Here is a 26,478-nt window from a genome sequence, read left to right on the forward strand (position 1 = left end):
TTTTATCTTTTCCCATTTATTAATGTTGGTATTAATATTTTTTTATCACTGATAAAAAATACTTACTTTACTACCACTAAGTTAAATCTTATAGTGTTTGCATATTAACCACCGCCATGTTTGGATTGCTTGAACTTTGAGCAGAACAGTAAAAGGAATTTATCACTTTTTTCATCTTTTAATTCTTTGAGCGTATTGAAAATAATCTTCTAAATGAAGGTTATTTTTATCCCGTTCAATGATGAACATTAAATAAGCATTGTAGACGTTTCTTAATGATAAGGACGTCAAATTCACTGTAAGTAAGGAATATTTTAATGAAAAAGATTCTTCTGTCTGCTATTGCAACCGTTGCTCTGTCTTCTGGTGTGGCTCAGGCAGCTTCCACCGGGACTATCACTTTTAATGGCGAACTGACTGCAACAACCTGTGATGTGATTGTTGATGGCCAGGCTGCTGACGCTACCGTTGTTCTGCCTACCGTTGGTACTAACCAACTGCAAGCTGCTACCCGTACTGCTGGCGCTACAGGCTTTGTGATGGCGCTGAACAATTGCTCTGGGACTCTGGAGTCTGCTTCTGCTTTCTTCGAAGCGGGTGCTTCAGTTGATCAGGTAACAGGCCGTCTGCAAAATGTGAGCGGTAGTGCAACAAATGTCAGCCTGCAATTGCTGGATGCTTCAAGCCCAACTCAGGCAGTAATCGAAGCCGGTAATCAGAGCCAGGTCGCTAATACCACCTATAAGAGCATTCTTAGCGGTAGCGCCAGCTTGCCTTATATCGTTCGTTACTACGCTGAAGCACCAACCACTCCTGGTACTGTGATCAGCAACGTTGTTTATTCAATTCAGTACGAGTAATAGGATTGGGAGGGGGTTCCCCTCCCAACCAATTGTTTTATCTGGAGTTTATAATAATGAAGTTTCTTTCTCTCAATATGCGTCAGATTTGCACCTTTGCCGTTGCTGCCCTGCTGAGTGCCAATAGTTTGGCCAGCGTGGTGATCAGTGGAACACGGGTGATTTATCCTTCTGATGCGAATGAGGTTAGCGTTAAAATCAGCAATGGTGGCCCTTCTCCTGTCTTGCTGCAAAGCTGGATTGATACTGGTGATGCTGATGCCAAACCTTCTGCGATCAAAGTGCCGTTTGTGCTGACCCCACCAATGAACCGTGTGGAGCCTGCCAAAGGTCAGACGTTGCGTATCAGTTACGCAGGGGGTGCATTACCGATGGATAGAGAGTCAGTATTCTGGCTGAATGTGCTGGAAGTTCCGGCCAAAAATCAGGCGAAAGCTGACGAAAACCGTTTACAGATGGCTTTCCGTACTCGAATCAAACTGTTTTATCGCCCGGTTGGCTTGGCAGGCAATGCCAATGATGCAGTGAAAGCGTTAACTTGGGGCAATCAGGGAAACCGTGTACAGGTGACGAATCCCACTCCGTATTATGTATCTTTGGTGAATCTGTCGCTTAATGGTAAGAAACTCGATCATGCGATGGTGGCACCGCGGGACACAATGGTATTGAATCTACCGGGTAATGTAGGAAATAAAATTACCGGGAGTGTTGTTAATGATTATGGTGCAATTAATACTTTTGATGCAGTAGTGAAATAAGCGACCCGCAGATATATAGATATAGCTGCCATCTTTCAAGTCGCATGTGCGTTGGTTTCCCGTTACTTATCTAGGGTATATCATCAGGATTATGATCACCCTATGGGCTAGCGCAAGCGCTGTTTAAGTCGGTCTGTTGCCGATTTTTACTGCTTTCCTGCAACTCGAATTGTTTTGGGGAAATATATTCAATTACTGCATCAATCATTATTCAGGAAATAAGTTCTTGAAGGGATTTCTATGTCAAAATCTTTGCAATATAACCTTCGTAGCCAACTTTCTCCTTTGGCTATAGCTATTCTATCGACTTTTTTTGTGGGGAATGCCAGCGCTGAAACGACGGTTTCGGCTCCGCAAGAGATTGCAAAGAATTTGGAATTCGATGCTTCTTTCCTGAACGTTGATGATGAAAAAACGGTTGATCTCAGCCGGTTTGCTAACGGTTCGGCAGTTTTACCTGGGGTATATAGAACAGCTGTTTATATTAACAACGAGCCAATCAGCAATATTGATATTGAATTCAAGGTGCGGGCTGATCAGTCGGTTTATCCTTGCCTGAGCCGCGAGCTGGTGAAAAATATTGCGTTTAACTACAGCAAATTACCCTCAGGTTTTTTAAATTCACAAAATTCTGATGACCTGTGCCTGGATTTGCAGAATAAATTGCCAGAGGCACAGGTCAATTACGACAGCAATGAGCAGCGGCTGGATATCACCATTCCTCAAGTCTATATGCTGAAGGCAGCGCGGGGTACTGTCAGTTCCGAACTATGGGACAGCGGCGTACCTGCGCTATTGCTCGGTTATAACGTCAATGGTTATACCAGCAGATCGCACGGTACCACTTTCAACTCGATGTTTGCCGGAGTGAATGCCGGGATGAACGTTGGAGCGTGGTATCTGCGCCATAACGGCTCTTATCTTCGTATGAATGACGGGCCGAACCAGTACAGCAGTATCAATACCTACCTGCAACGCGATATCCCGGCACTCAAAGCCCGGGTGTTGATGGGGCAATCGAACACCAGTGGGCAACTGTTTGATACGTTGCCGTTTACCGGTATTCAATTGGCCACTGACGAACGAATGTTGCCGGAATCCCTGCGCGGTTATGCGCCAGAGATCCGCGGTATCGCACGTACCAATGCCCGGGTAACGGTCAGTCAGAGCGGCCAGGTGCTGTATGAAACCACGGTCACACCGGGGGAATTTCTGATTAACGATCTGTACCCGACCGGCTACGGTGGGGATCTTGATGTGACGGTACGCGAATCCGATGGTACCCTACAGACGTTCCGCGTGCCTTATGCCTCGGTGGCCCAATTGTTGCGCCCAGGGGCGTCACGCTATACCGTTACGGCGGGTGAATTGCGTCACGATAACCTGCGGGAGAAACCGGCGCTGTATCAGGGAACCTATCAGCTCGGGCTGACCAATGCTATTACCGGCTATGGCGGCTTGCAGGCCAGCCAGAACTATTATGCGCTGCAACTGGGGGCTGCGGTCGGCACGCCGATTGGTGCCTTGGCGTTTGATGCGACTCAGGCGCGCACCCATTTGGCGAACGGTACTGATACATCAAGTACCAGCCTCAGTGGGCAAAGTTATCGGGTGAGCTACAGCAAACTTATCAGCGAGACCAACAGTAATTTATCGCTGGCAGCGTACCGTTTCTCCACCGCCGGTTATATGGATTTTATGACCGCAATGCGAACCCGCGATGCGGTAGAGAAAGGGTATCTGCCGGAGTCGATTTCACGGGCCAAGAACCGCCTGACGCTGACTGCCGGGCAAGGATTACCTGAGAACTGGGGGCAACTGTATATCAGCGGTTCATTGCAGAACTACTGGAATCGTGATGGCAGTGAGAAGCAGTACCAAATAGGCTACAACAACCGTTACAAGAGTTTGTCTTACGGTTTCAGTGTCAATCGTAGTTTCTCCAGCCTGGGCATAGCGCAAACCAATTATCTGTTGAGTTTCAGTTTGCCGCTGGGTCGGGATGATCAGACGCACACGCCACAGCTACGGCTGGATCTGTCACATGACAGCAGTGGCCGTTATGGTCAACAGGCCTCAGTATCCGGCACCGCTGGGCAGGATAATGCATTCAGTTACGGAGTGACGGCGATGAATGCCAACCAGGGGACTGGTTCCAGTGGGGCATTGAGTGCCAACTACCGCAGTGCGGCTACGGCGCTGAATGGCAGCTATAGTACTGGTAAAGGTTATCAGGGCGCATCTGCCGGGATGAATGGCACCGTGATTGCGCACGCCGGTGGTGTGACATTTACACCATACACCTCAGATACTTTCGCGTTAATAGAAGCTAAAGGTGCGGAAGGGGCCAGCGTATCGTCCTATCCGGGGGTGAGGGTTGATTCACGCGGCTATGCGGTGGTGCCTTATCTGAACCCGTACCAGATGAACGAGATCAGCATCGATCCAAAAGGCACGGCGGCTGATGTGGAACTGGATAATACTAACCAGAAAGTAGCGCCGTATTCCGGGGCGGTAGTGAAGATAAAATATACGGCTAAGAAAGGTACGCCTATTCTGGTGAATGCGACCTATCAAGGGGAACCGGTACCGTTTGGGGCCGATATCTTTGACAGCCAAGGCAACAGTGTGGGGTCGGTAGGCCAGGGCGGGCAGTTGTATGCACGTGTGGCGCAAGAACAGGGGCAGCTACGTGTGCAGTGGGGCGAAGGCAGCCAGATGCAATGTATGGTGGGCTATAGGCTGATGCCGGTGGCTAAAGGGCAACAACAAATCTCGATACAGCAGTTTAACACCGCTTGTATCCCAGCCCTGTCTACGCCAGCGATGACCAATGTAGGTTAACAAACGATTGTCCTTTCTGGCCGTAGCGGTATGCCTGCCGGAAAGAGGGAAAGAATATCACCATGTTATCAATAAAAAACGTACTGAATCTACTGGCCGCCGGGCTGCTGATGTCCATAAGCCACAGCAGCTGGGCGGTGAAGTCATGTGCGCTTCGTTCTGATATGAGCCCGGCATCGCTGACGGTTCCACTGAGCCCACCGGTGATTTCAGCCGGTGCTGATATTCCGATCGGCACCATTATTTACCAGGGAAGTTGGTTTGATGCGCCATTCATGGCTGTAGATTGCCCCTCGGATGGTAATGTTGGCGTCGCGAACTGGGCCGTCGCGATTCTCCAGGCCCCCTATGCGCTCAGTGGGTTAAATACCGGCCCGTTTGCCGGGGCGGTGTATCAGACCAGTATTCCTGGGATTGGGGTGGCCATATCACGGTACAATAATCGTGCCGCCGCTACGCTGGGAGCGATGGGGTACCGTGATGAAGATATTGAAATTGGCACGCTTGGGGGGGAAGTTAATTTCAGTGGTGCCACGCGCTATATTTCGCTGATTAAAATAGGTCCGCTGACGCCAGGGAGTTATTCCCTTTCGGCTGCAAGCCTCCCAACGGCGAGCGACAATATGGTGAACTCTCGTTCTGGTGCGGCCATTCCAGGATTACCGATCCAGCTAAACCGAGTCACGTTTCAGGGGAACCTGACTATCTCAACGCAGACCTGTACCACCCCGGATGTCACGGTTGGCCTGGGAACTCATGATATCCGCGATAATTTCAGTGGGATAAATTCGACTACGCCCTGGGTTGATGCCTCAATTTCATTAACCAATTGCCCTACGTTCTACGGTTTTTATAATCAGACTAACACCACGCGGATGATGAACTTCACTACAGGGGTTGGCACTGTTTCTTCGTCAATCAATAACAGCATTGGTGTGCGTCTGGCGCCAACGACAGAAGTGATTGATGCCGCTAACGGGATCATGGCAATTGACTCAACGGTTCCCGGTGCGGCGTCGGGCGTAGGTATCCAGATTGGTTGGGGAGATAGTAGCCAAACGCCAACGCTGTTTAACTTTGCGGCAGAACAAACGCAGATATTACCGAAAGACGGCAGCCCGACCATTCGTGTGCCGCTGGCAGCGAGATATATTCAAACCGCCACTACTCCTACGCCAGGCAAGGCAAATGGCAAAGTGACATTTACCATTAATTATTATTAAGCAATAAAAGAGGGGGGTGATCAGAAGAAATGTCTCTCTATTTTATTACTGATTATCCCCCAGTATGAGCTGGGGTCTAAAGAGCAGCCAGAAGTGAATGCCTAACCGGGCTGCTTTTTCGACCCCATCGTTTTAATACTTTTAGCGCCAACAGCAAGGCCGCGAGTTCCCTACCATCCATTTCCCCTCATAAAACAGCGATTTCCTCATAGATAGCCACTTCTGCCTCCACGATACCGACGGCTTCCAGTATGGAGGGTGATGCAACCCAAAGCCGAAGAGAGTAAAGTGGGATGGTTTGCGGGGATCTGTTGGTCGCGGTTAACTAAAAACCGTAAAATCAGATAGTTGAATAATGTGGGCTAACGCTGATATTTTTGTAGCCGACATAAAAATCCATCGACATCAATGAGGCTAATTTGTTGACTCAGCAAGAATTTCACAACCGCCGTCAGGCGTTATTGGCGAAGATGGCTCCGGCCAGCGCAGCCGTTATTTTTGCGGCACCGGAAGCGACACGCAGCGCGGATTCTGAATATCCGTATCGTCAGAATAGTGATTTCTGGTATCTGACCGGTTTCAACGAACCGGAGACCGCGTTGATTCTGGTGAAAAGCGATGAAACCCATAATCACAGCGTATTATTTAACCGGGTACGCGACCTGACGGCTGAGATCTGGTTTGGCCGCCGTCTGGGGCAAGAGGCGGCCCCGGCTAAATTGGGGGTGGATCGCGCCCTGGCGTTCGATGAGATCAATGGACAATTGCATTTATTGCTGAACGGCCTGGACGTGGTGTACCACGCTCAGGGGCAATATGCTTACGCAGACAGCATCCTGTTTGGCGCGCTGGATCAACTGCGCAAAGGCTTCCGCCAGAATCTGCAAGCCCCGGCCAGCATCACCGATTACCGCCCGTGGCTGCATGAAATGCGCCTGTTTAAGTCACCAGAAGAAATTGCCGTGATGCGCCGTGCGGGTGAGATCAGCGCATTGGCTCATACCCGCGCGATGGAAACATGCCGCCCCGGCATGTTTGAATACCAATTGGAAGCCGAAATCCTGCATGAATTCACCCGTTTGGGGGCGCGTTACCCTGCTTACAACACCATCGTTGGCAGCGGTGAAAATGGTTGCATCCTGCATTACACCGAGAACGAGTGTGAAATGCGTGGCGGAGATCTGGTGTTGATTGACGCAGGTTGTGAATACCACGGTTATGCCGGGGATATCACCCGCACTTTCCCGGTCAGCGGCAAATTCAGCAAGCCGCAGCGGGCGGTGTACGATATTGTGTTGGCGTCAATCAACCGGGCATTGGAGATGTTCAAACCGGGGATCAGCATCCGCCAGGTAAACGAGCAGGTAGTGCGTATCATGATCGCTGGCCTGGTTGAACTCGGTGTGTTGAAAGGCGAAGTGGATCAACTGTTTGCCGAGCAGGCGCATCGCCCATTCTTTATGCATGGCCTAAGCCACTGGCTGGGCCTGGATGTGCATGATGTGGGTCATTATGGTTCCCCTAGCCGCGACCGTATTCTGGAACCGGGCATGGTATTGACGGTCGAACCCGGTTTGTATATTGCGCCGGATGCCGACGTTCCGCAGGAATACCGTGGTATTGGCATCCGTATTGAAGACGACATTCTGATTACCCAAGACGGCAACGAAAACCTGACCGCCAGCGTGGTGAAGGATGCAGACGCGATCGAAGCCCTGATGGCGGCGGCCAAATAACATGAGCATCATCATTGTGGGCGGCGGCATGGCTGGCGCAACGCTGGCGCTGGCGCTTGCTTCTCTGACTCAGGGCAAGGTGGCAGTCGATCTGGTTGAGGCAACGCGGCCAGACAGTCACTCGCACCCCGGTTTCGATGCCAGAGCCATTGCGTTGGCGCAGGGAACCTGCCAGCAGTTGGCGCGTGTCGGTATCTGGCCCGCACTGCGTGACTGTGCTACGGCGATCACCCAGGTTCATGTTAGCGATCGCGGCCATGCCGGGTTTGTAAACCTGCATGCGCAGGATTATCAGGTTGATGCGCTGGGGCAGGTGATTGAGTTGCACGACGCCGGGCAACGGCTGTTTGCCCTGTTGGCAAAAGCTCCAGGCGTAACACTGCATTGCCCAGCTAAAGTGGTTGATGTGTTGCGTACTGCTGACAGTGCCGAAGTTCAGTTGGATAATGGGCAGCGTTTGAGTGGGCAACTGCTGGTGGCGGCAGATGGTTCACGTTCGGCATTGGCGCAGGCTTGCCATGTGCAGTGGCAGCAGCGCGCTTATCCGCAGTTTGCGACCATCGCGAACGTTACCACCGCAGAAGCACCGCAAGGGCGGGCATTTGAACGCTTTACCCGCTTTGGGCCGCTGGCGCTGTTGCCTATGTCACAGGGGCGTAGCTCGTTGGTCTGGTGTCACGCCAAAGAAAATCGTGAACAGGTGGATAGTTGGGATGATGAGCGTTTCCTGAGTGAACTACAGCAGGCGTTTGGCTGGCGGCTGGGCAAGATACTGCAAGCTGGCAAACGCCACAGTTACCCTCTCAATCTGTTGATCGCCAACCAGCATGTCAGCCACCGCCTGGCATTGGTAGGGAATGCAGCTCAAACGTTGCACCCGATTGCCGGGCAGGGGTTTAACCTGGGCCTGCGCGATGTGGTGTCGTTGGCAGAAACGCTGGCAGCGGCGGCACAGGCGGGTGAAGATTTGGGGGCTTATCCGTTATTGAGCCGTTATCAGCAGCGGCGGCAGCAGGATCAGCAGGCGACCATTGGCGTGACCGACGGTTTGATCCGGCTGTTTGCCAATGATTATGCCCCACTGGTTGCCGGGCGTAATCTGGGATTGATGGCGATGGAACAGTTACCGGCGGTGCGCGACGCCTTTGCCAAACGCACATTAGGCTGGGTTGAACGCTAATTTAAGGAATTAACGCAGTATGCAATCTTTTGACGTGATTATCGCTGGTGGCGGTATGGTGGGTTTAGCGCTGGCCTGTGGTTTGCAGGGCAGCGGCCTGCGCGTGGCGGTGTTGGAACAGCGGCGGTCGCAAAGTTCGCCGTTGCAGGAACAGCCGGCATTGCGCGTATCGGCCATTAACGCTGCCAGTGAACGTCTGCTGCAACAGATTGGCGTGTGGAGTGAGATCCTCAACCTGCGTGCCAGCGCTTACAACGCGATGGAAGTGTGGGAACGTGACAGCTTTGGCAAGATCGCCTTTCGGGGCGATGAATGCGGTTTCAGCCATTTGGGGCATATCATTGAAAATGAAGTGATTCAGCAAGCGCTGTGGAACAAAGCGGAAACGCTGGCCGATGTAACACTGATTGCCCCCGCGGCGTTGCAACAGGTGGCATGGGGCGAGAATGAGGCTTTTGTCACCTTGGAAGATGGCCGCATGCTGACCGCTCGTTTGGTGGTGGGTGCCGATGGTGCTAACTCCTGGCTGCGCCAACATGCCGATATCCCGCTGACGTTCTGGGATTACCAGCACAGTGCGCTGGTGGCGACGATCCGCACTGAGGAACCGCATTTAGCCACGGCCCGTCAAATCTTCTACGGCGATGGTATTCTGGCATTCCTGCCTTTTGGCGATCCACATTTGAGTTCAATCGTCTGGTCGGTGGCGCCGGCGGAAGCGGAACGGTTGAAACAGCTTGAGCCTGCGGCTTTTAACCATGAACTGGCTATCGCTTTCGATAGGCGGCTGGGCCACTGTACACTGGAAAGTGAGCGTATAGCTTTCCCACTCACCGGGCGCTATGCGCGCAGTTTTGCTGCGCACCGCTTGGCGTTGGTGGGAGATGCGGCGCATACTGTGCATCCATTGGCTGGGCAAGGGGTGAATCTGGGCTTTATGGATGCGGCTGAACTTATATCCGAGCTGAAACGCCTGCAACGTCAGGGGAAAGATATCGGCCAACATCTGTATCTGCGCCGTTATGAACGCCGCCGTAAGCACGGCGCAGCAGTGATGCTGGCCAGCATGCAGGGGTTCCGCGAGCTGTTTGCCGGTAGCAACCCGGCTAAAAAATTGCTGCGTGACGTTGGCCTGCGCTTGGCAGACAGTTTGCCGGGCGTGAAACCCAGGCTGGTACGTCAGGCGATGGGCCTGAATGACTTGCCTGAATGGTTAGCATAATCGCTGCACGGGGCCAGCGTGCTGGCCTCTTCGGTTTTCCTCCTTATTTCCTCACATTAAAATCTGTCTACTGAGCAGCCAGCGTTTTCCCCCGATCTCTTCCCGTATTCATTTGAGAAATTCTAATTTCAGTGAGATTTTATCATTACTTTTTCTAATTCTATTGCGTATTCTAAAACCTCAAAATGCCCTGATGCATAATCTGTTTGTTATATAATTTCGATTTTTTGCCGCTTTAATTGTTGGTTTTGTGCTTTTTGGCGCATTTTACCAGTGAAAAATTCTGCATAATAAAAAGTAGGTTCACTGGCGCTGAACGACGTTGGGTATATTTTAACTTATGGTTAACCTGCTCGTTCAGTGATAACGTCAGGGCAAAGATATCGTTTGCGTCGTGACGGTTATACCCGCTTTACTTGCAGCTGCGGCGTTGTTGGCTGTAATGCCGAGTAGCGGTATTTCACGGCGCGGTAACCTGTTGAACGGTCAGTGTGCGCCACGCAATCAGGCTGGTGAGATGTTCTGCGAGCTAAACCAGCCTGATTGCGTAGTAACACCCTGCCTTCGGCCAGTTTGAGTGGAAAGAGGGATAAAATGGCAAAGCAAACCCCACTGTACGAGCAGCATGTGGCCTGTGGTGCGCGTATGGTCGATTTTCATGGCTGGATGATGCCGCTGCATTACGGCTCTCAGCTTGATGAACACCACGTTGTGCGCCAGGATGCCGGGATGTTTGATGTCTCCCACATGACCATCGTGGATCTGCACGGTGCCCGTACCCGTGAATTCCTGCGTTACCTGTTGGCAAATGATGTTGCCAAACTCACTCAATCAGGCAAGGCGCTGTATAGCGGCATGCTGAATGCGTCCGGCGGCGTGATTGACGATCTGATCGTTTACTTCTTTACTGAAGACTTTTTCCGCCTGGTGGTGAACTCTGCCACGCGCGACAAAGACCTGGCCTGGATCGCCCAACATGCTGCACCGTACAGCGTTGAATTAACGGTGCGCGACGATCTGGCGCTGATCGCGGTGCAAGGCCCACAGGCTAAACAACGCATTGCCACCTTGTTTACCCCAGAGCAAAAGCAGGCCGTGGCGGGAATGAAACCTTTCTTTGGCGTGCAGGCTGGGGATCTGTTTATTGCTACCACCGGTTATACCGGTGAGGCTGGTTACGAAATTGCCCTGCCAAAAGAACAGGCGGTTGATTTCTGGCAGCGACTGCTGGCTGCTGGCGTCAAGCCCGCAGGGCTGGGCGCGCGTGACACACTGCGGCTGGAAGCCGGTATGAACCTTTACGGGCAGGAAATGGATGAGGGGATTTCCCCGCTGGCCGCCAATATGGGCTGGACCATCGCCTGGGAGCCGCAAGAGCGCCAGTTTATTGGCCGCAGCGCGTTGGAACAGCAACGCGAGCGGGGCACTGAACAACTGGTCGGCTTGATCATGACGGAAAAAGGTGTATTACGTAATGAGCTGCCGGTGCGTTTTACCGATGCAACTGGCCAAACCCATGAAGGGGTGATTACCAGTGGCTCCTTCTCACCAACGTTGGGCTACAGTATTGCATTGGCGCGTGTGCCTACGGGGATTGGCGAACAGGCCGTTGTGCAGATCCGTAACCGTGAAATGCCAGTGAAAGTGATCAAACCAGGTTTTGTGCGTGCCGGTAAGTCACTGATTAATTGATTTTTCATTCAATAAATACCCGGTGGATTTTGCGCGGGAGCGTGAAAAATGCAGGGGAAATTATTTCTTTGAAAGGAGTAGCAGGCCAATGAGTAATGTGCCAACAGAATTGAAATACGCTGCATCTCATGAGTGGGTGCGTGATGAAGGTGACGACGAATACGTTGTGGGCATCACTGAACATGCGCAAGAACTGCTGGGCGACATGGTATTTGTCGATCTGCCGGAAGTGGGCGCGACCTTTTCCGCCGGTGATGATTGTGCCGTAGCGGAGTCTGTGAAAGCCGCTTCTGATATTTATGCACCAATCAGCGGTGAGATTATTGCCATTAACGAGGAACTGGAAGCTTCTCCAGAGCTGGTCAACGGCGATCCGTATGGCGATGGTTGGTTGTTCCGCATTAAGGCGTCTGATGCGGCAGAACTCGATAAGCTGCTGGACGCTGATGCTTATCAGGCTTCTATCGACGAATAATAAGCCAACGCCCCGTATGTGACCCCACAGCGGGGCGTTTTGCCATTCAGACGCTATCCCATACATACTCCGCAAGCATTCAGGAATTAGTCGCAATGACCCAGACACTCAGCCAACTTGAACACAGCGAAGCCTTTATTGAGCGCCACATCGGCCCTTCTGCACAGCAACAGCAACAGATGCTGGAAATGGTGGGCGCACGCACGCTCAACGCGCTTACTCAACAGATTGTGCCGGCAGATATTCAGCTGCCAGGGCCACCGCCGGTGGGGGATGCGGTCACTGAACATCAGGCGTTGGCTGAGCTGAAGGCGATTGCGGCGCAAAATCAGTGCTATAAATCCTATATCGGTATGGGCTACAGCGCAGTGCTGACGCCGCCGGTGATCCTGCGTAATATGCTGGAAAACCCAGGTTGGTACACCGCTTATACCCCGTATCAGCCGGAAGTATCGCAGGGCCGCCTTGAGGCGCTGCTTAACTTTCAAACCGTTACACTCGATCTGACCGGGCTGGATTTGGCATCGGCTTCGCTATTGGATGAAGCGACTGCCGCAGCAGAAGCGATGGCACTGGCCAAACGTGCCAGCAAGCTGAAAGACGCCAACCGTTTCTTTGTGGCGGATGACGTACACCCGCAAACGCTGGATGTCGTGCGTACCCGCGCTGAAACCTTCGGGTTTGACGTCATCGTCGATAAGCCAGCGAAAGTGCTGGAGCTGCAAGGGGTGTTTGGCGTGCTGTTGCAGCAGGTGGGAACTACCGGCGAACTGCATGATTACAGCGAACTGCTGGCGGAGCTGAAAACCCGCAAAATCATCACCAGCATGGCGGCCGATATTATGGCGCTGGTGCTGCTGATTGCTCCAGGTAAACAAGGTGCGGATGTGGTGTTCGGTTCTGCACAACGCTTCGGTGTGCCAATGGGTTACGGTGGCCCACACGCAGCGTTCTTTGCCTGCCGTGATGAATTCAAACGTTCAATGCCAGGCCGTATCATCGGTGTTTCCCGTGACGCAGCGGGTAACACCGCGCTGCGTATGGCGATGCAGACCCGTGAGCAACATATCCGCCGTGAAAAGGCTAACTCGAATATCTGTACCTCGCAGGTGCTGCTGGCGAATATTGCCAGCCTGTACGCGGTGTATCATGGGCCACAAGGCCTGCAACGCATTGCCGGGCGTATCCATCGCCTGACCGATATTCTGGCGGCTGGATTGCAAAAAACCGGCCTGTCGCTGCGCCATAAAACCTGGTTCGATACCCTGACCGTGGAAGTGAAAGACAAAGCGGCAGTGCTGGAGCGTGCGCTGAGCTTTGGTATCAACCTGCGCACTGATATTCGCGGTGCCGTGGGCATCACGCTGGATGAAGCCACCTCGCGCGAAGACGTGCAGGCGCTGCTGGCGGTACTGGCGGGGGATAATCATGGTTTGGATATTGACGTGCTGGATACCGAAGTCGGCAACGGGAGCCTGTCGATCCCGGCGGCAATGTTGCGTCAAGATCCGATCCTCACTCACCCGGTGTTCAACCGTTACCACAGCGAAACCGAGATGATGCGCTATATGCATCGCTTGGAGCGCAAAGATCTGGCGCTGAACCAGGCAATGATCCCGCTGGGCTCCTGCACCATGAAGCTGAATGCCGCCGCAGAAATGATCCCGATCACCTGGCCGGAATTCGCTGAACTGCACCCGTTCTGCCCACCAGAGCAGGCTGCCGGTTATCAGCAGATGATTAGCCAACTGTCGCGGTGGCTGGTGCAACTGACCGGCTACGACGCAGTATGTATGCAGCCGAACTCTGGTGCGCAAGGGGAATATGCCGGTTTGCTGGCGATCCGTCGTTATCACGAAAGCCGCAGCGAAGCGGGCCGCCATATCTGCCTGATCCCCAGTTCGGCACACGGCACCAACCCAGCTTCTGCCCAGATGGCGGGTATGAGCGTGGTGGTGGTGGCTTGCGATAAGCATGGCAATATCGATCTGCACGATCTGCGGCTGAAAGCCGAGCAGGCTGGGGATGCGCTTTCCTGCATTATGGTGACTTACCCGTCAACCCACGGCGTGTATGAAGAAACTATCCGCGAAGTGTGCCAGATTGTGCATCAGTTCGGCGGCCAGGTGTATCTCGACGGTGCCAACATGAATGCCCAGGTGGGTATTACCACGCCGGGCTATATCGGTGCTGATGTCTCGCATCTTAACCTGCACAAAACCTTCTGTATTCCGCACGGCGGCGGTGGCCCTGGTATGGGGCCAATCGGTGTGAAAGCACATCTGGCACCGTTCGTTCCGGGCCACAGCGTGGTGCAAATCGATGGCGTGACCACGCAGCAGGGCGCCGTGTCTGCCGCCCCGTTCGGTAGCGCTTCGATTCTGCCGATTAGCTGGATGTATATTCGCATGATGGGGGCGGAAGGCTTGAAGCTGGCCAGCCAGGTGGCGATCCTGAATGCCAACTACATCGCTACTCGCCTGAAAGACGCTTATCCGGTGCTGTATACCGGCCGCGATCACCGTGTGGCGCACGAATGTATTCTGGATATCCGCCCGCTGAAAGAAGAAACCGGCATTAGCGAAATGGATATCGCCAAACGCCTGATCGACTACGGTTTCCATGCGCCGACCATGTCGTTCCCGGTGGCGGGCACACTGATGGTGGAGCCGACCGAATCAGAAAGCAAAGTGGAGCTGGATCGCTTTATCGAAGCCATGTTGGCGATTCGTAGCGAGATCGACCGCGTACATCAAGGCGAATGGCCGCTGGAAGATAACCCACTGGTGAATGCGCCGCATATTCAGGCCGAACTGGTTGCAGATTGGCAGCACGCCTACAGCCGCGAACTGGCCGTGTTCCCGCTGGTCGGCGTGCGTGAGAATAAATACTGGCCGAGCGTGAAGCGTTTGGATGATGTCTATGGCGACCGTAATCTGTTCTGTTCTTGTGTACCGATGAACGAATACGAATAACGCAATCTGCCAAGCTTGTTATCAAGGGACACTGCATGATGCCGTGTCCCTTTTTAATGACAGCGCTGTGGGGATTGTGGCTTACTGATTTAATAACAACTTTTATGAAATAAGGATGCGACATGAAAGCGGTGATCGTAAATACATTGGGGCAGCTACCGCAACTAGGCATCTTCACACCGCCGCAGGCAGCAGACGGTGAAACGATTGTGGAGGTCATGGTAGCGGGTATCAAACAGTTGGATCGCGCTATTGTAGCGGGCACCCACTATTCAAGCCCGAAAAACCTGCCGTTCGTGCCCGGTACTGATGGCGTCGGGCTAACGCCGGACGGCCAGCGGGTTTACTTTGCCTCTTTCCGCCAGCCGCACGGCGCATTGGCGGAACGGAGCGTGGCGTCATGGGCTGTGCCGGTACCTGACGCACTGGACGATGCGACCGCCGCAGCCTTGATCAACCCAGCGTTGGCGGCCTGGTTGCCGCTTTATTGGCGGGCCAACATTCAGCCAGGGGAAACTGTGCTGATCATGGGGGCAACGGGAACCTCCGGCAAGCTGGCGATTGCCGCGGCCCGTCAGGCCGGGGCTGGGCGAATTATCGCTGCCGGGCGGCGACAGAATGTTCTTGATACATTGGGGGCCGATGCCACAGTCGATCTCGGCCTGGCAGGTGAAGCCTTGAAACAGGCCTTTACCGCTGCCGCCGGGCCGCAAGGTTATGATGTGGTGGTGGATTATATCTGGGGGCCTGCAACAGAAGCGTTGTTGGCAACCTTTAACCATCATGATTTATCCTCCCATGCGGGTGGGCAGGGTATCCGCTTGGTGAATGTGGGAGCGATGGCTGGCCCGAATATCGCCTTGCCTGCGGCGGTACTGCGCAGCACACAGCTACAGATTTTAGGCAGTGGCACCGGCAACTTCCCACCGATCCCGCAACTGAAAAAAATCGTGGCCGATATTTTGGCGCTGGCGGAGGAAGGCACCATCAGCGTTGAAACGCAGGAGCATGCTTTAGCGGAGATTGCCGAAGTGTGGGATATCAATAAGAAAAGCGATATTCGCTCGGTGATCCGCATCCGTAACTGACGCAGGCCAATAGCAAGCACTCACCGCAAGGAGCAGACATGACGAAAGTAGCATTGGTAACCGGTGCCAGCCGCGGTATCGGCCGCGCGACGGCGTTATTGCTGGCCCAGCGGGGTTATGCAGTGGGGGTTAATTACCAGCAGGATGAAGCTGCCGCAGAGCAGGTGGTGGCGCAAATCCGTGCGCAAGGTGGCCAAGCTCAGACGCTGCGGGCAAACATTGCGGAAGAAGAACAAGTGGTGGCGATGTTTGCTGCCTTGGATAGCTCGCTTGGCCCGATTGGCGCGCTGGTGAATAACGCGGGGATTCTGTTCCAACAGGCAGGCATTGAGCAACTTACCGCTGAACGTATCAATAAAGTATTTGCCACCAATGTTACCGGCTATTTTCTTTGCTGCCGCGAAGCGGTAAAGCGCATGGCATTACGCCATGGTGGGCAGGGAGGGGCGATTGTTAATGTCTCTTCTGCTGCGGCGCGCCTGGGGGCTGCGGGGGAATATGTTGATTATGCTGCGTCGAAAGGGGCGGTGGATACGTTGACCACCGGTTTGGCACTGGAGGTGGCGGCGCAGGGGATCCGTGTTAACAGCGTGCGGCCAGGGTTTATTTATACCGATATGCATGCCAGCGGCGGTGAGCCGGGGCGGGTGGATCGGGTTAAAACGGCGGTGCCCATGCAGCGTGGCGGCCAGCCGGAAGAAGTGGCGGAAGCCGTTGCCTGGCTGCTTTCTGACGCGGCTTCTTACGTGACCGGCTGTTTTATCGACGCCGCCGGCGGGCGTTGAATCAACAGGGGCATTCATGAAGTGCAGGGGGCTAGCTTTTAGCCCCCTGCTCGGGCGCGTTATTTGCGCTTACGATGAAGGCAATACCTTGACCGCCCGAAAAGAATACTCATCCCAATAGGTGAACAAGAGGCAACCCCGAAGGTGAGAGAACGGGTGAGTCTTAACTGATCGATATTGCACCCTGCATTTTACTTCAGCCAGCCTTTGCGCTGTGCGTCCTGCAAATGCTGCAATAAATGTTTCCACAGTTCCGGCTGGGTGTCTGCAATCATCGTATTGCGTGCCAGCACCTGTTCCAGGCGGATATCGTTTTCCACCCAGCTTTGGCCTTCATTGTGCAGGTTCATCAGTATCGGCATACTGCGATCCAGCACCTGTGCAAAGCGGGCATCTGCGCTTTCACCGTCTTCATATTCCTGCCACAACGCGGTGAAATACTCACGTTGCGGTTCTGGCAGCAAACCAAACAAACGTTTCGCCGCTGCGATTTCCTGATCGTGAATCGCCGCACGCGCTGCCAGATCGTAAACCATGACATCACCGGCATCGATTTCGACGATATCGTGCAACAGAGCCATCTGGATCACCCGCTGAATATCGACGTTTTCTCCAGCATAAGGAGCCAGGCTTAATGCTGCAATGGCAAAATGCCAACTGTGTTCGGCGGAGTTTTCCTGACGCTGGCGGCCCAAAACCTTAGTGCGACGCTGCACGCTTTTCAGTTTGTCAATTTCCATCAGGAATTGGATGGCCTGAGTCATGGAGCCAAAATCTAAGGTGGGTACAACAGATGGCATGATGTGAACCTCAAGGTCGGTTGGCGGGAAAAGCCTGTGATTGTAGCCCAAGCGCTGGGAAATTTTACAAGCATTCACAGTTTTATTTTAGCGTACACTTGTACTCTGAAATTATTCTCAGTTAAGCTCTTTGACACTGATTTTGAACAATACTGGCGGCTTTGCGGGTTGGCGCATGAGGGGCAAAATGGCGGTGATAAAGGTCGAAACGAAGAAGTTTACTGATACGGTTTATCCATGGGCTGAAGAGATTGCGAACAGTATCAGCCACGGCATTGGCGTAATTTTAGGGATTGTGGGTTTGGTGTTGCTATTGGTTCAGGCGGTGAATAGCGGCGCTGATGCCACCGCCATCACCAGCTACAGCCTGTATGGCGGCAGCATGATTCTGCTGTTTCTGGCTTCAACGTTATACCACGCGATACCTCATCAAAGGGCTAAATACTGGCTGAAAAAACTCGATCACTGCGCCATTTATCTGCTGATTGCCGGGACTTATACACCATTCCTGCTGGTGGGGTTGGATTCTCCGTTGGCAAAGGGGCTAATGGTGGTGATCTGGGGAATGGCGCTGTTTGGTGTCATTTTCAAGCTGGCGTTTGCGCATCGTTTTGAAGTGTTATCGCTGGTGACCTATCTGACCATGGGGTGGTTGTCGTTGATTGTGATCTATCAGTTGGCGACCCGGCTGGCGACCGGAGGCGTTACCCTGCTGGCGGTGGGTGGGGTGGTATATACGCTGGGCGTGATTTTCTATGCATCAAAGCGCATCCGCTTTGGCCATGCTATTTGGCACGGTTTTGTGCTCGGCGGCAGCTTATGCCACTTTATGGCGATTTATCTGTATGTCTGATTTGTTGTCTTTTTGAGAATGTGCTTTTTTGTGTCAAAAATCAGCGTATCCAGTAAGCGGTGGTTAATGCCGAAGTTCGCGCTACCTATCATTTCTCTGGTTTATGACCATAATGCTAATTGCGGTTCGCAGGCGGTTCTGACGTACGGCAGGGAGAACTCATCATGATGATTGTTCGTTTATCCAAAGCACTGCTTGTTTGTGCTATCGCATTGTTTACCTCGTTAGTCGCCTTCGGCAATATGACTGATTACGCTACCAATTTCGTTTTTGTACGCCATGTTTTTCTGATGGACACCATATTCCCCGATGCCAAAATCGCTTACCGCGCTATCTATTCTCCTTGGCTGCATCATGCCGGCTATATAGGCATTATTGCACTGGAAATCCTGACTGCGGTGTTGTGCTGGCTTGGCGCGCTAGGTTTATTGTGTGGCCTGAAATTGCCCGCAGCGGCTTTTAACCGGAAGAAAACGCTGGCGGTTGCCGGGTTGACGTTGGGGTTTCTCACTTGGCAAGTTGGTTTTATGTCGATTGGTGGGGAATGGTTTGGCATGTGGATGTCGAGTCAATGGAATGGCGTACCCAGCGCTTTTCGTTTTTTTATCACCATTTTGTTAGTGCTGATCTATCTGGTGCAGCGCGACGGTGAACTGGATGAATAACCGTAGATAAAAGGCAGTGGACATATAGCCCACTGCCAGATTGATTACTTATCTTCTGCCAGTGAGTACGGCAGAGCTTTGATGGCAAGCTGACTACCCGCATCTTCTCGCACACGCAGTACGCTGTTGGCATCCAGATCGTTGTTCAGAACCGCCTGCACCCACAGGGTGCCGTCATTCAGCGCACTTGCTGCCAGGATCGTACCAGTACGCCGCCAATTCTCGCCCAGTTGCAGTTCCAGATCTTCTCCCGCTTGCGGTACTCGATCCGCTTTGCCTTCCAGCCAGTACAGGGCACGTTTGTTGGCCCCGCGGAATTTGGCGCGTGCAACCATTTCCTGCCCGGTATAACAGCCTTTGCTGAAACTGATGCCTGCCAACGCCTGCAAATTGGTAGCCTGCGGCACTAACTGTGCGCTGTTGGCGGCATCAATAACCGGGTAACCAGCCTCAATCTCCAGCGCTAGCCACTGGCGGCTATCGTTCAGTTCCGCCTGCCCATTGAGCCTGCTGACCAAATGTTCGGCTGCTTCTGCGGTGGTGATCAACAAAAAGCGCTCTGCGGGCAGCGCAAAATGCAACAAGGTGGTAGCGCCATCCTGCACCACTTGGTGTTCTGCATCGGGCAAGGTCGCAAAGATAGTCGCCAGGGCTGTACGTGCTTGGGAACCCGCCACCCCCAGCAGAACCGCATCATCCTGTGCAGCAATGGTCACTTTGGAAAATACGGCATATTTTTTGATTTCTGCCAATTGGCTGCTCTGTACGCTGCGGCGTTCCAGATAGGCAAGGCCTTCACCATAGTGGAACAGGCGCAGATTGCTCCACATTTTGCCCTTGGCATCGCAATGGCCGCACAGTACGTGTTGTGCGGCGGCTAGCTGGTCGATATCGGCCGTCACCTGGCCCTGCAGGTATTTCACGGTATCCGGCCCATTGATTGTAACTAACGCCCAATCTTCCAATGAGATCAGGGTCAGTGGCAAATGGGAGGAGGCAGAAGGTTGACGGGATGGAAAGGGAATATTGAATGCCATAATGGGTTCCTGCTTCATATTCAGTTGGCCTGAAAGGGTTAACAGCATGGTAAAAGAGCTGGCAGGCTTTGCAAACCGTTATTATATCTATCGTGGCTGAATGACTCGAAGGGACTCTGTTGCCACCTGCCTGCCTCTTGAAAATCCATCGTGTAAATTCTTTGATGCTTTATTTTAACATTTTGCGCGTTAGATCGGAGAACGGCTTTTTCTGCGAGTATGTCAAATTGTTACCCTGTATACTTGGGAACTTGTCCAATAGGCTCTTAATACTCAGGGCAATGGTAACTCTTTGTCGGCTGATGGAATTATATTGCGTGCGTGTTGCCATACAGAGTGTTGGTTTGCCACGTTGAAAAGAGGTTAGCGATAACAACATGGATATTAATAACAAAGCCCGTATTCACTGGGCCTGCCGCCGAGGAATGCGTGAGTTGGATATTTCGATCATGCCGTTTTTTGAGCATGAGTACGATACGTTGAGTGACGAAGACAAGGCGCTGTTTATCCGTTTGCTTGCAAGTGATGATCCCGACTTGTTCAACTGGCTGATGAATCATGGTGCTCCGCAGGACAAAGAATTGCAGAGAATGGTTTCCCTGATCCAAACGCGAAATAAAGACCGTGGCCCAGTGGCGTTGTGATGTCCGCATTTCCTGGCGAACCCAGTTAATCTCGTTGTTGACCCATGGTGTACTGATATTACTGATCCTGATTTCACCTTGGCCGGAAGGTTATGGGCCTATTTGGTTGGTTTTGTTGACGCTGGTGGTTTTTGAATGCATTCGTAGCCAGAAGCGCATCGCATCAAGGCAGGGAGAGTTGCGGTTGCTGGCGGAACGGCGGGTGGAGTGGCGTAACCAGGAATGGTTGATGTTGAAACAGCCCTGGATGATAGGGATGGGCATTTTGCTGACGTTGCAGCAGGTTAACGGCAAAAAACGCTGTAGATTATGGCTGGCTTCCGATTGCCTGAGCAAAGCGGAATGGCGTCATCTACGCCAGTTGCTGCGGTATTCCCCCTCTAACGAAAACGGAAATGCATCATGAAACCGCTGCTCTGGCTGGTGGAAGATGAACCCAGCATTGCTGATACGCTGATCTACACCCTGGAAAGTGAAGGTTTTCAGGTGCGCTGGTTCGAACGCGGTGAACCGGCCTTGCTGGCGCTGCAACAGGGAGCTCCGGCACTGGCTATCCTTGATGTTGGTTTACCTGATATCAACGGTTTTGAACTTTGCCGCCGGTTATTGGCGCAGGCAGCGGATTTACCCATTCTGTTTCTTACTGCCCGCAGTGATGAAGTTGATCGCCTGATTGGGCTGGAAATGGGCGCTGACGATTATGTCGCTAAACCTTTTTCCCCGCGTGAAGTCAGCGCCCGCGTCAGAACAATCCTGCGGCGCCTGCACAAACAGCAGCGCCTGCAACAGCCAACAGTGTATCGTTTTGGTGCTTTTGCTCTGGATGAAGCAGGCGCTTCGATTAGCTATCACCAGCAACCGTTGCCGTTGACCCGCTATGAATTCCTGCTGTTAAAAACTCTGCTGCTGGCCCCTGGGAGGGTATTCTCGCGCCAGCAACTGATGGACAGCGTTTGGACGCAGGCGGAAGAGAGCCTGGATCGCACGGTTGATACCCATATTAAAACGCTGCGCGCCAAATTACGGGCGATTGATGCCAGTGAACCACCGATCCACACCCACCGTGGATTGGGGTACAGCGTGAGCCGTCAGCCATGAGGATTGGTTGGCACCTGCTGCTGGGGTATTTCCTGATCGTGGCGGTGGCCGGTTATTTCGTATTGAGCATCTTTGTGCAGGAAGTGAAGCCGGGTGTACGGCGGGCCACTGAGGGGACTCTGGTGGATACCGCTAATCTGCTGGCGCAGGTGGCAAGATTGGATATGAAGCACGGTGATGCAGCGTATGGACAGTTGGCTCGCTCTTTCGCCCAGATCAATCAACGGCCGATTGGCGCGAATATCGCTGGTATCCGTAAAGATCGCAATGAATACCGTGTATATCTTACCGATGGGCGCGGTAAGGTGATTTTTGATTCCAGCGGTCAGGCGGTGGGGCAAGACTATTCGCGTTGGAACGATGTGTATCTGACGCTGCGCGGTCAATATGGCGCCCGCAGTACGCGCAGTATTCCTGATGACGAAAACAGCTCGGTGATGTACGTTGCTGCGCCGGTGGTGGAGCAGGGGCAGATTATCGGCGTATTGAGCGTCGGCAAGCCAAATAGCGCGATGGCATCGGTTATCCGGCGCAGCGAACGGCGCATTTTGCTGGCGGGGGCCGTGTTGCTGGGGATCGCCCTGGCGATCGGGCTGGGGTTTGTCTGGTGGATCAACCGTTCAATTAACCGCTTGGTTTTTTATGCCAACGGGGTGGCGCAGGGAGATGCCATTCCATTGCCAAAAATGGGCAGCGTTGAGCTGGCACAGTTGGCACAGGCGTTGGAAAGTATGCGCGTGAAGCTGGAAGGCAAAGCGTATATTGAGCAATACGTGCATACCCTGACGCATGAACTGAAAAGCCCGCTGGCGGCGATCCGCGGCGCAGCAGAACTGTTGCAGGAAATGCCGCCACCGGTGACAGCAAAACGTTTTCTGACCAATATCGAACAACAGAGTGCCCGTATCCAGCAACTGATCGATAAATTGCTGATTCAGGCACGGCTGGAAAGCCGGCCGGGCCTGGAACTGGCGCAGGTGGCGCTGGTGCCCTTGTTGCGGCAGGTTATTGCGGGTAAAGAAGCGCAGGCCACCCAGCGCACGATAGCCATGCAGATGGGGAATTTGGCCGAAACTACCCTGACTGGCGATGCCTTTCTGTTGAATCAGGCGCTGAGTAATCTGCTGGATAACGCACTCGATTTTACGCCGGTGGGCGGAACTGTCCGCATTGAGAGTGTACGTTTGGAGCATCACTATCAGATCACCGTGAGTGATACCGGTAGCGGCATCCCTGATTACGCGCTGGATAAAGTGTTTGAACGCTTCTATTCGCTGGCGCGCACGGATAAAGCCAAAAGCAGCGGCTTGGGGCTGAATTTTGTGCAGGAAGTGGCGCGTTTGCACCGTGGTTCAATTCGTCTGCACAACCTGCAACCACACGGCGTGGCGGCTATTTTCACTTTACCACTCTAACTTCACCTTTCCTTCACATAACCACATTCTGTTTTCACTTACCGATTTTATTGTTGCGTCATTACCTACAAGGAGCACGCAGCGATGTTTAAATCGGTATTGTTTTGGAAAATAACAACCCTGTTGGGATTGATGATTCTGATGATGATCCCCGTGGGGCAACTGATGAATGTGGTGCAGGAGCGCAGTGGTTATCGCCAGAGTGTGGTTGGGCAAGTGAGTGAAAGCACCAGCCGGGCACAGCGAATTTTTGGGCCGCTGATCGTTATTCCTTATACCTTACGGGAAGAGCGAAAAGATGAAAAAGGGGAGATCGAGGTACGGATCAGCCAGCATCAACGGATTGTGCTGCCGGAATCGTTGCTGGTCAACGGCAACCCGAACGTAGAAGTGCGTAAGCTGGGGATCTATCAGACTCAGATTTACCAAGGGCCGCTGAAGTTTCAGGTAAAATTTGCCCAGCCTGAGCTGGAAGATTTACACAACAGTAATGTGACGATTGGTCAACCTTTCCTGATGGTGTCATTGAGTGATTCACGTGGCATCAAGAGTATTTCACCATTGAATGGTGTGCAGCCGCAGACCAAGTTTGAACCAGGAACGATGGTGAAAGGGTATTCTCAGGGGATTCATGCGCCGCTGGCGCTGGAATCTTTACAAAAAGACGGTTTAGAAACGAATTTCACTCTTACTCTGGCTGGCACCAGCAGCCTGTCTCTGGTGCCGCTGGGGCGCAGTTCTGAATTGGTGTTGGAGAGCAACTGGCCACATCCGAATTTCCTGGGCAATTTTCTGCCAGATGAGCGCAAAGTCACAGAGCAAGGTTTCACTGCCCGCTGGCGGAGTACCTGGTTTGCCAACAATATCAACAGTGCGTTTCTTTATGATAACGGCATCATCGATGAAGATAGACTGCCCACTTTCACCACCAGCCTGATTGAACCGGTGGATCACTACCAACTGATCGAACGCGCAGTCAAGTATGCGGTATTGTTTCTGGGGTTGACGTTTATGGCGTTCTTCCTGTTTGAAACCCTGACTGGGCTGCGGGTGCACCCGATTCAATACCTGCTGGTTGGTGCGGCGCTGGTGCTGTTCTACCTGATTTTGCTGGCTTTCTCGGAACACCTTGGTTTTGACGTGGCTTATCTGCTGGCCAGCCTGGCTTGCAGCAGTTTGATTGCCTTCTATCTCAGCGCGGTGCTGCGCGGCAAGCTATGGGGTGCGCTGTTTGCCGTGAGTCTATTGCTGCTGTATGGCGTGTTGTATCTGCTGTTGCAATCGGAAGATAACGCGCTGGTGTTGGGATCGGTACTATTGTTCGTGATTCTGGCTGGTATTATGTTGCTGACGCGTAAACTGGATTGGTACCAAGTGGCTGATGCCGTGCGATTGAAAGAGAACGTAGCGACGGCGGAAATCACAGCAGAAACCACTGTGGAAGCTACGGCAGAAGCGGGTGAAACACCGGTCAGCAATGGCGAAAGCCGTTTCAGATTGTGGAAGTAAAATCTATTTTGGGCGCGATAAGCGCCCAATGCTCTTAAAGCAGCGGCTCCATTTCCAACAGGATCTGTTCGCACCACTGTTGCAGCCGCTCTTCGCTCATGTCGTACTGATTCACCTCATCCAACGCCAGGCCAACAAAATGTTTGCCATCGGCACTGAGGGGTTTTGGGCTGGTGAATTCAAACCCTTCGGTCGGCCAGAAACCGATGAACTGTACGCCAAGTGGGGCTAAACAGTCGTGCAGCAACCCTAACGCATCCAGAAACCATTCCCCGTAGCCTAGCTGATCGCCCATCCCATACATAGCAACAATCTTGCCGTTCAGGTCAAGCTCAGACAGCTGCGGCCAGATGGCCTCCCAATCCTCTTGCAGTTCGCCGAAATCCCAGGTAGGGATACCAAGGATCAGGACGGAGTAATCTTCCATCAGCTTGGGGGAAACGTCTTTCAGGTTGTGCAGATCGACCAGATCTTCGCCCAGAATCTCACGGATTTTTTCTGCGGCCATCTCGGTGTAGCAGGTGCTGGAGCCGTAAAACAGACCAATCTTCATGTTTAAACCGTTATATTACTGTGTGCGGAATTGCAGCGAGTATACTCGATTTACCGTGGCGTAAGGCATAATGTCACGACCCGCCGGTTGGCTATGGTTCATCAATGCCTGGAAGATGCAGGTACAGAAGTTATAAACAGAGAGGACCACATGCAACAGCAAGAACATGCGCTGATTGAGCAATTTCTGGATGCGCTGTGGCTCGAACGCAATCTGGCGGAGAACACGCTGGTGTCTTACCGGCTGGATTTACAGGCGCTAACGGGTTGGTTGGAACAGCAGGGCAGCAGCCTGCTACAGGCTGAAGCGCTGGATTTGCAGGCATTTCTTGCCGAACGGATCGAAGGGGGATACAAAGCCACCAGTTCCGCTCGCTTGCTGAGTGCCATGCGCCGCTTATTCCAGTATTTTTACCGCGAAAAGCTGCGGGTGGACGATCCAACCACGCTGCTGGCCTCGCCTAAATTACCCCAGCGGTTGCCGAAAGATTTAAGCGAAGCGCAGGTTGAAGCGCTGCTCCAGGCTCCCTGTGTTGATCAACCGCTGGAATTACGCGACAAAGCGATGCTGGAAGTGCTGTATGCTACCGGCCTGCGCGTATCGGAGCTGGTGGGGCTGAATGTCAGCGATGTCAGCTTACGGCAGGGTGTGGTGCGGGTGATCGGTAAGGGCAATAAAGAGCGTTTGGTTCCGCTGGGGGAAGAAGCGGTGTACTGGCTCGAGAATTATCTGGAATATGGCCGCCCATGGATGGTGAATGGGCAATCACTGGATGTATTATTCCCCAGCAACCGCAGCCAGCAAATGACCCGGCAGACGTTCTGGCATCGGATCAAACACTATGCGATCCTGGCGGGTATCGACAGCGAGCGTTTGTCGCCGCATGTGCTGCGCCATGCTTTCGCTACCCATTTACTGAACCACGGTGCCGATCTGCGTGTCGTACAGATGTTATTGGGGCATAGTGATCTCTCGACCACGCAAATTTATACACATGTAGCAACTGAACGGCTGAAACAGCTACATCAACAGCATCACCCGCGTGCATAGCGCACGGGGTTTGAAA

General features: G+C 53.0%; 23 protein-coding genes. 20 read left to right on the forward strand and 3 right to left on the reverse strand.

Features of this window, described 5'->3' with window-relative positions; translation table 11 throughout:
* The first annotated feature begins 317 nt into the window (after positions 1–317).
* From Z042_RS09185 to Z042_RS09240, 12 genes are all read left to right on the forward strand, one after another.
* Entirely contained in the window at positions 318–860 is a 543-nt protein-coding gene (locus Z042_RS09185) for a fimbrial protein (protein ID WP_024910021.1), read from the forward strand.
* A 77-nt stretch (positions 861–937) separates the two neighbouring features.
* Entirely contained in the window at positions 938–1,618 is a 681-nt protein-coding gene (locus tag Z042_RS09190) for a fimbria/pilus periplasmic chaperone (protein WP_045784868.1), read from the forward strand.
* A gap of 240 nt (positions 1,619–1,858) precedes the next feature.
* Positions 1,859–4,462: a fimbria/pilus outer membrane usher protein gene (locus tag Z042_RS09195; protein ID WP_024910023.1), complete on the forward strand. Its 2,604-nt coding sequence runs from the start codon at positions 1,859–1,861 to the stop codon at positions 4,460–4,462.
* Positions 4,463–4,524: 62 nt separating this feature from the next.
* On the forward strand, positions 4,525–5,685 hold the full coding sequence (locus tag Z042_RS09200; protein ID WP_154666928.1) for a fimbrial protein: 1,161 nt from the start codon (positions 4,525–4,527) through the stop codon (positions 5,683–5,685).
* Positions 5,686–6,107: 422 nt separating this feature from the next.
* Positions 6,108–7,421, forward strand: a complete 1,314-nt coding sequence (pepP, locus tag Z042_RS09205) for a Xaa-Pro aminopeptidase (RefSeq protein WP_024910025.1) — start codon at positions 6,108–6,110, stop codon at positions 7,419–7,421.
* Between the two features lies 1 nt (position 7,422).
* Complete coding sequence (gene ubiH / locus Z042_RS09210) at positions 7,423–8,601, forward strand: 2-octaprenyl-6-methoxyphenyl hydroxylase (protein WP_024910026.1); 1,179 nt, start codon at positions 7,423–7,425, stop codon at positions 8,599–8,601.
* Positions 8,602–8,620: 19 nt separating this feature from the next.
* Positions 8,621–9,823 (forward strand): FAD-dependent 2-octaprenylphenol hydroxylase, encoded by a 1,203-nt coding sequence (ubiI, locus tag Z042_RS09215; protein ID WP_024910027.1) that lies wholly within the window; start codon positions 8,621–8,623, stop codon positions 9,821–9,823.
* Between the two features lie 594 nt (positions 9,824–10,417).
* A complete protein-coding gene (gene gcvT / locus Z042_RS09220) occupies positions 10,418–11,515 on the forward strand; it encodes a glycine cleavage system aminomethyltransferase GcvT (protein WP_024910028.1) in 1,098 nt (365 codons plus the stop codon).
* 88 nt (positions 11,516–11,603) lie between these two features.
* A complete protein-coding gene (gene gcvH / locus Z042_RS09225; RefSeq protein WP_024910029.1) occupies positions 11,604–11,990 on the forward strand; it encodes a glycine cleavage system protein GcvH in 387 nt (128 codons plus the stop codon).
* Positions 11,991–12,085: 95 nt separating this feature from the next.
* A complete protein-coding gene (gene gcvP / locus Z042_RS09230; protein WP_024910030.1) occupies positions 12,086–14,965 on the forward strand; it encodes an aminomethyl-transferring glycine dehydrogenase in 2,880 nt (959 codons plus the stop codon).
* A gap of 122 nt (positions 14,966–15,087) precedes the next feature.
* Positions 15,088–16,053 (forward strand): MDR/zinc-dependent alcohol dehydrogenase-like family protein, encoded by a 966-nt coding sequence (locus Z042_RS09235; protein WP_024910031.1) that lies wholly within the window; start codon positions 15,088–15,090, stop codon positions 16,051–16,053.
* Positions 16,054–16,091: 38 nt separating this feature from the next.
* Positions 16,092–16,838, forward strand: a complete 747-nt coding sequence (locus Z042_RS09240; RefSeq protein WP_024910032.1) for an SDR family oxidoreductase — start codon at positions 16,092–16,094, stop codon at positions 16,836–16,838.
* 191 nt (positions 16,839–17,029) lie between these two features.
* Here Z042_RS09240 and Z042_RS09245 read toward each other — a convergent pair whose 3' ends face one another.
* Positions 17,030–17,638, reverse strand: a complete 609-nt coding sequence (locus tag Z042_RS09245; protein ID WP_024910033.1) for an HD domain-containing protein — start codon at positions 17,636–17,638, stop codon at positions 17,030–17,032.
* A gap of 187 nt (positions 17,639–17,825) precedes the next feature.
* Here Z042_RS09245 and trhA point away from each other — a divergent pair, with 187 nt between their 5' ends.
* The gene (trhA, locus tag Z042_RS09250; RefSeq protein ID WP_154666929.1) at positions 17,826–18,491 is read left to right on the forward strand and encodes a PAQR family membrane homeostasis protein TrhA; all 666 of its coding nucleotides are present in this window, start codon (positions 17,826–17,828) and stop codon (positions 18,489–18,491) included.
* A gap of 167 nt (positions 18,492–18,658) precedes the next feature.
* Positions 18,659–19,156 (forward strand): DUF2165 family protein, encoded by a 498-nt coding sequence (locus Z042_RS09255; RefSeq protein ID WP_024910035.1) that lies wholly within the window; start codon positions 18,659–18,661, stop codon positions 19,154–19,156.
* A gap of 44 nt (positions 19,157–19,200) precedes the next feature.
* On the opposite strand, the gene ygfZ is transcribed toward Z042_RS09255, so the two are convergent.
* Positions 19,201–20,193, reverse strand: a complete 993-nt coding sequence (gene ygfZ / locus Z042_RS09260; RefSeq protein ID WP_024910036.1) for a tRNA-modifying protein YgfZ — start codon at positions 20,191–20,193, stop codon at positions 19,201–19,203.
* A gap of 377 nt (positions 20,194–20,570) precedes the next feature.
* Here ygfZ and sdhE point away from each other — a divergent pair, with 377 nt between their 5' ends.
* From sdhE to creD, 5 genes are all read left to right on the forward strand, one after another.
* A complete protein-coding gene (gene sdhE, locus Z042_RS09265; protein ID WP_024910037.1) occupies positions 20,571–20,837 on the forward strand; it encodes an FAD assembly factor SdhE in 267 nt (88 codons plus the stop codon).
* On the forward strand, positions 20,818–21,243 hold the full coding sequence (locus tag Z042_RS09270) for a protein YgfX (protein WP_024910038.1): 426 nt from the start codon (positions 20,818–20,820) through the stop codon (positions 21,241–21,243). Before sdhE ends, Z042_RS09270 begins: the two co-directional genes overlap by 20 nt.
* Positions 21,240–21,935: a two-component system response regulator CreB gene (creB, locus tag Z042_RS09275; protein ID WP_024910039.1), complete on the forward strand. Its 696-nt coding sequence runs from the start codon at positions 21,240–21,242 to the stop codon at positions 21,933–21,935. Before Z042_RS09270 ends, creB begins: the two co-directional genes overlap by 4 nt.
* Positions 21,932–23,350 carry a two-component system sensor histidine kinase CreC gene (gene creC / locus Z042_RS09280; RefSeq protein WP_024910040.1) on the forward strand — a complete coding sequence of 473 codons (1,419 nt, stop codon included), beginning with the start codon at positions 21,932–21,934 and terminating at the stop codon, positions 23,348–23,350. The genes creB and creC overlap by 4 nt, the downstream gene beginning before the upstream one ends.
* Before the next feature lie 84 nt (positions 23,351–23,434).
* Complete coding sequence (gene creD, locus Z042_RS09285) at positions 23,435–24,859, forward strand: cell envelope integrity protein CreD (protein WP_024910041.1); 1,425 nt, start codon at positions 23,435–23,437, stop codon at positions 24,857–24,859.
* 34 nt (positions 24,860–24,893) lie between these two features.
* On the opposite strand, the gene fldB is transcribed toward creD, so the two are convergent.
* Entirely contained in the window at positions 24,894–25,412 is a 519-nt protein-coding gene (gene fldB / locus Z042_RS09290) for a flavodoxin FldB (RefSeq protein WP_024910042.1), read from the reverse strand.
* A 150-nt stretch (positions 25,413–25,562) separates the two neighbouring features.
* On the opposite strand from fldB, the gene xerD reads away from it, so the two are divergent.
* Entirely contained in the window at positions 25,563–26,462 is a 900-nt protein-coding gene (gene xerD, locus Z042_RS09295) for a site-specific tyrosine recombinase XerD (RefSeq protein WP_024910043.1), read from the forward strand.
* The last annotated feature ends 16 nt before the right edge of the window (positions 26,463–26,478 follow it).

The organism is Chania multitudinisentens RB-25, assembly GCF_000520015.2.
GTDB classification, from domain to species: domain Bacteria; phylum Pseudomonadota; class Gammaproteobacteria; order Enterobacterales; family Enterobacteriaceae; genus Chania; species Chania multitudinisentens.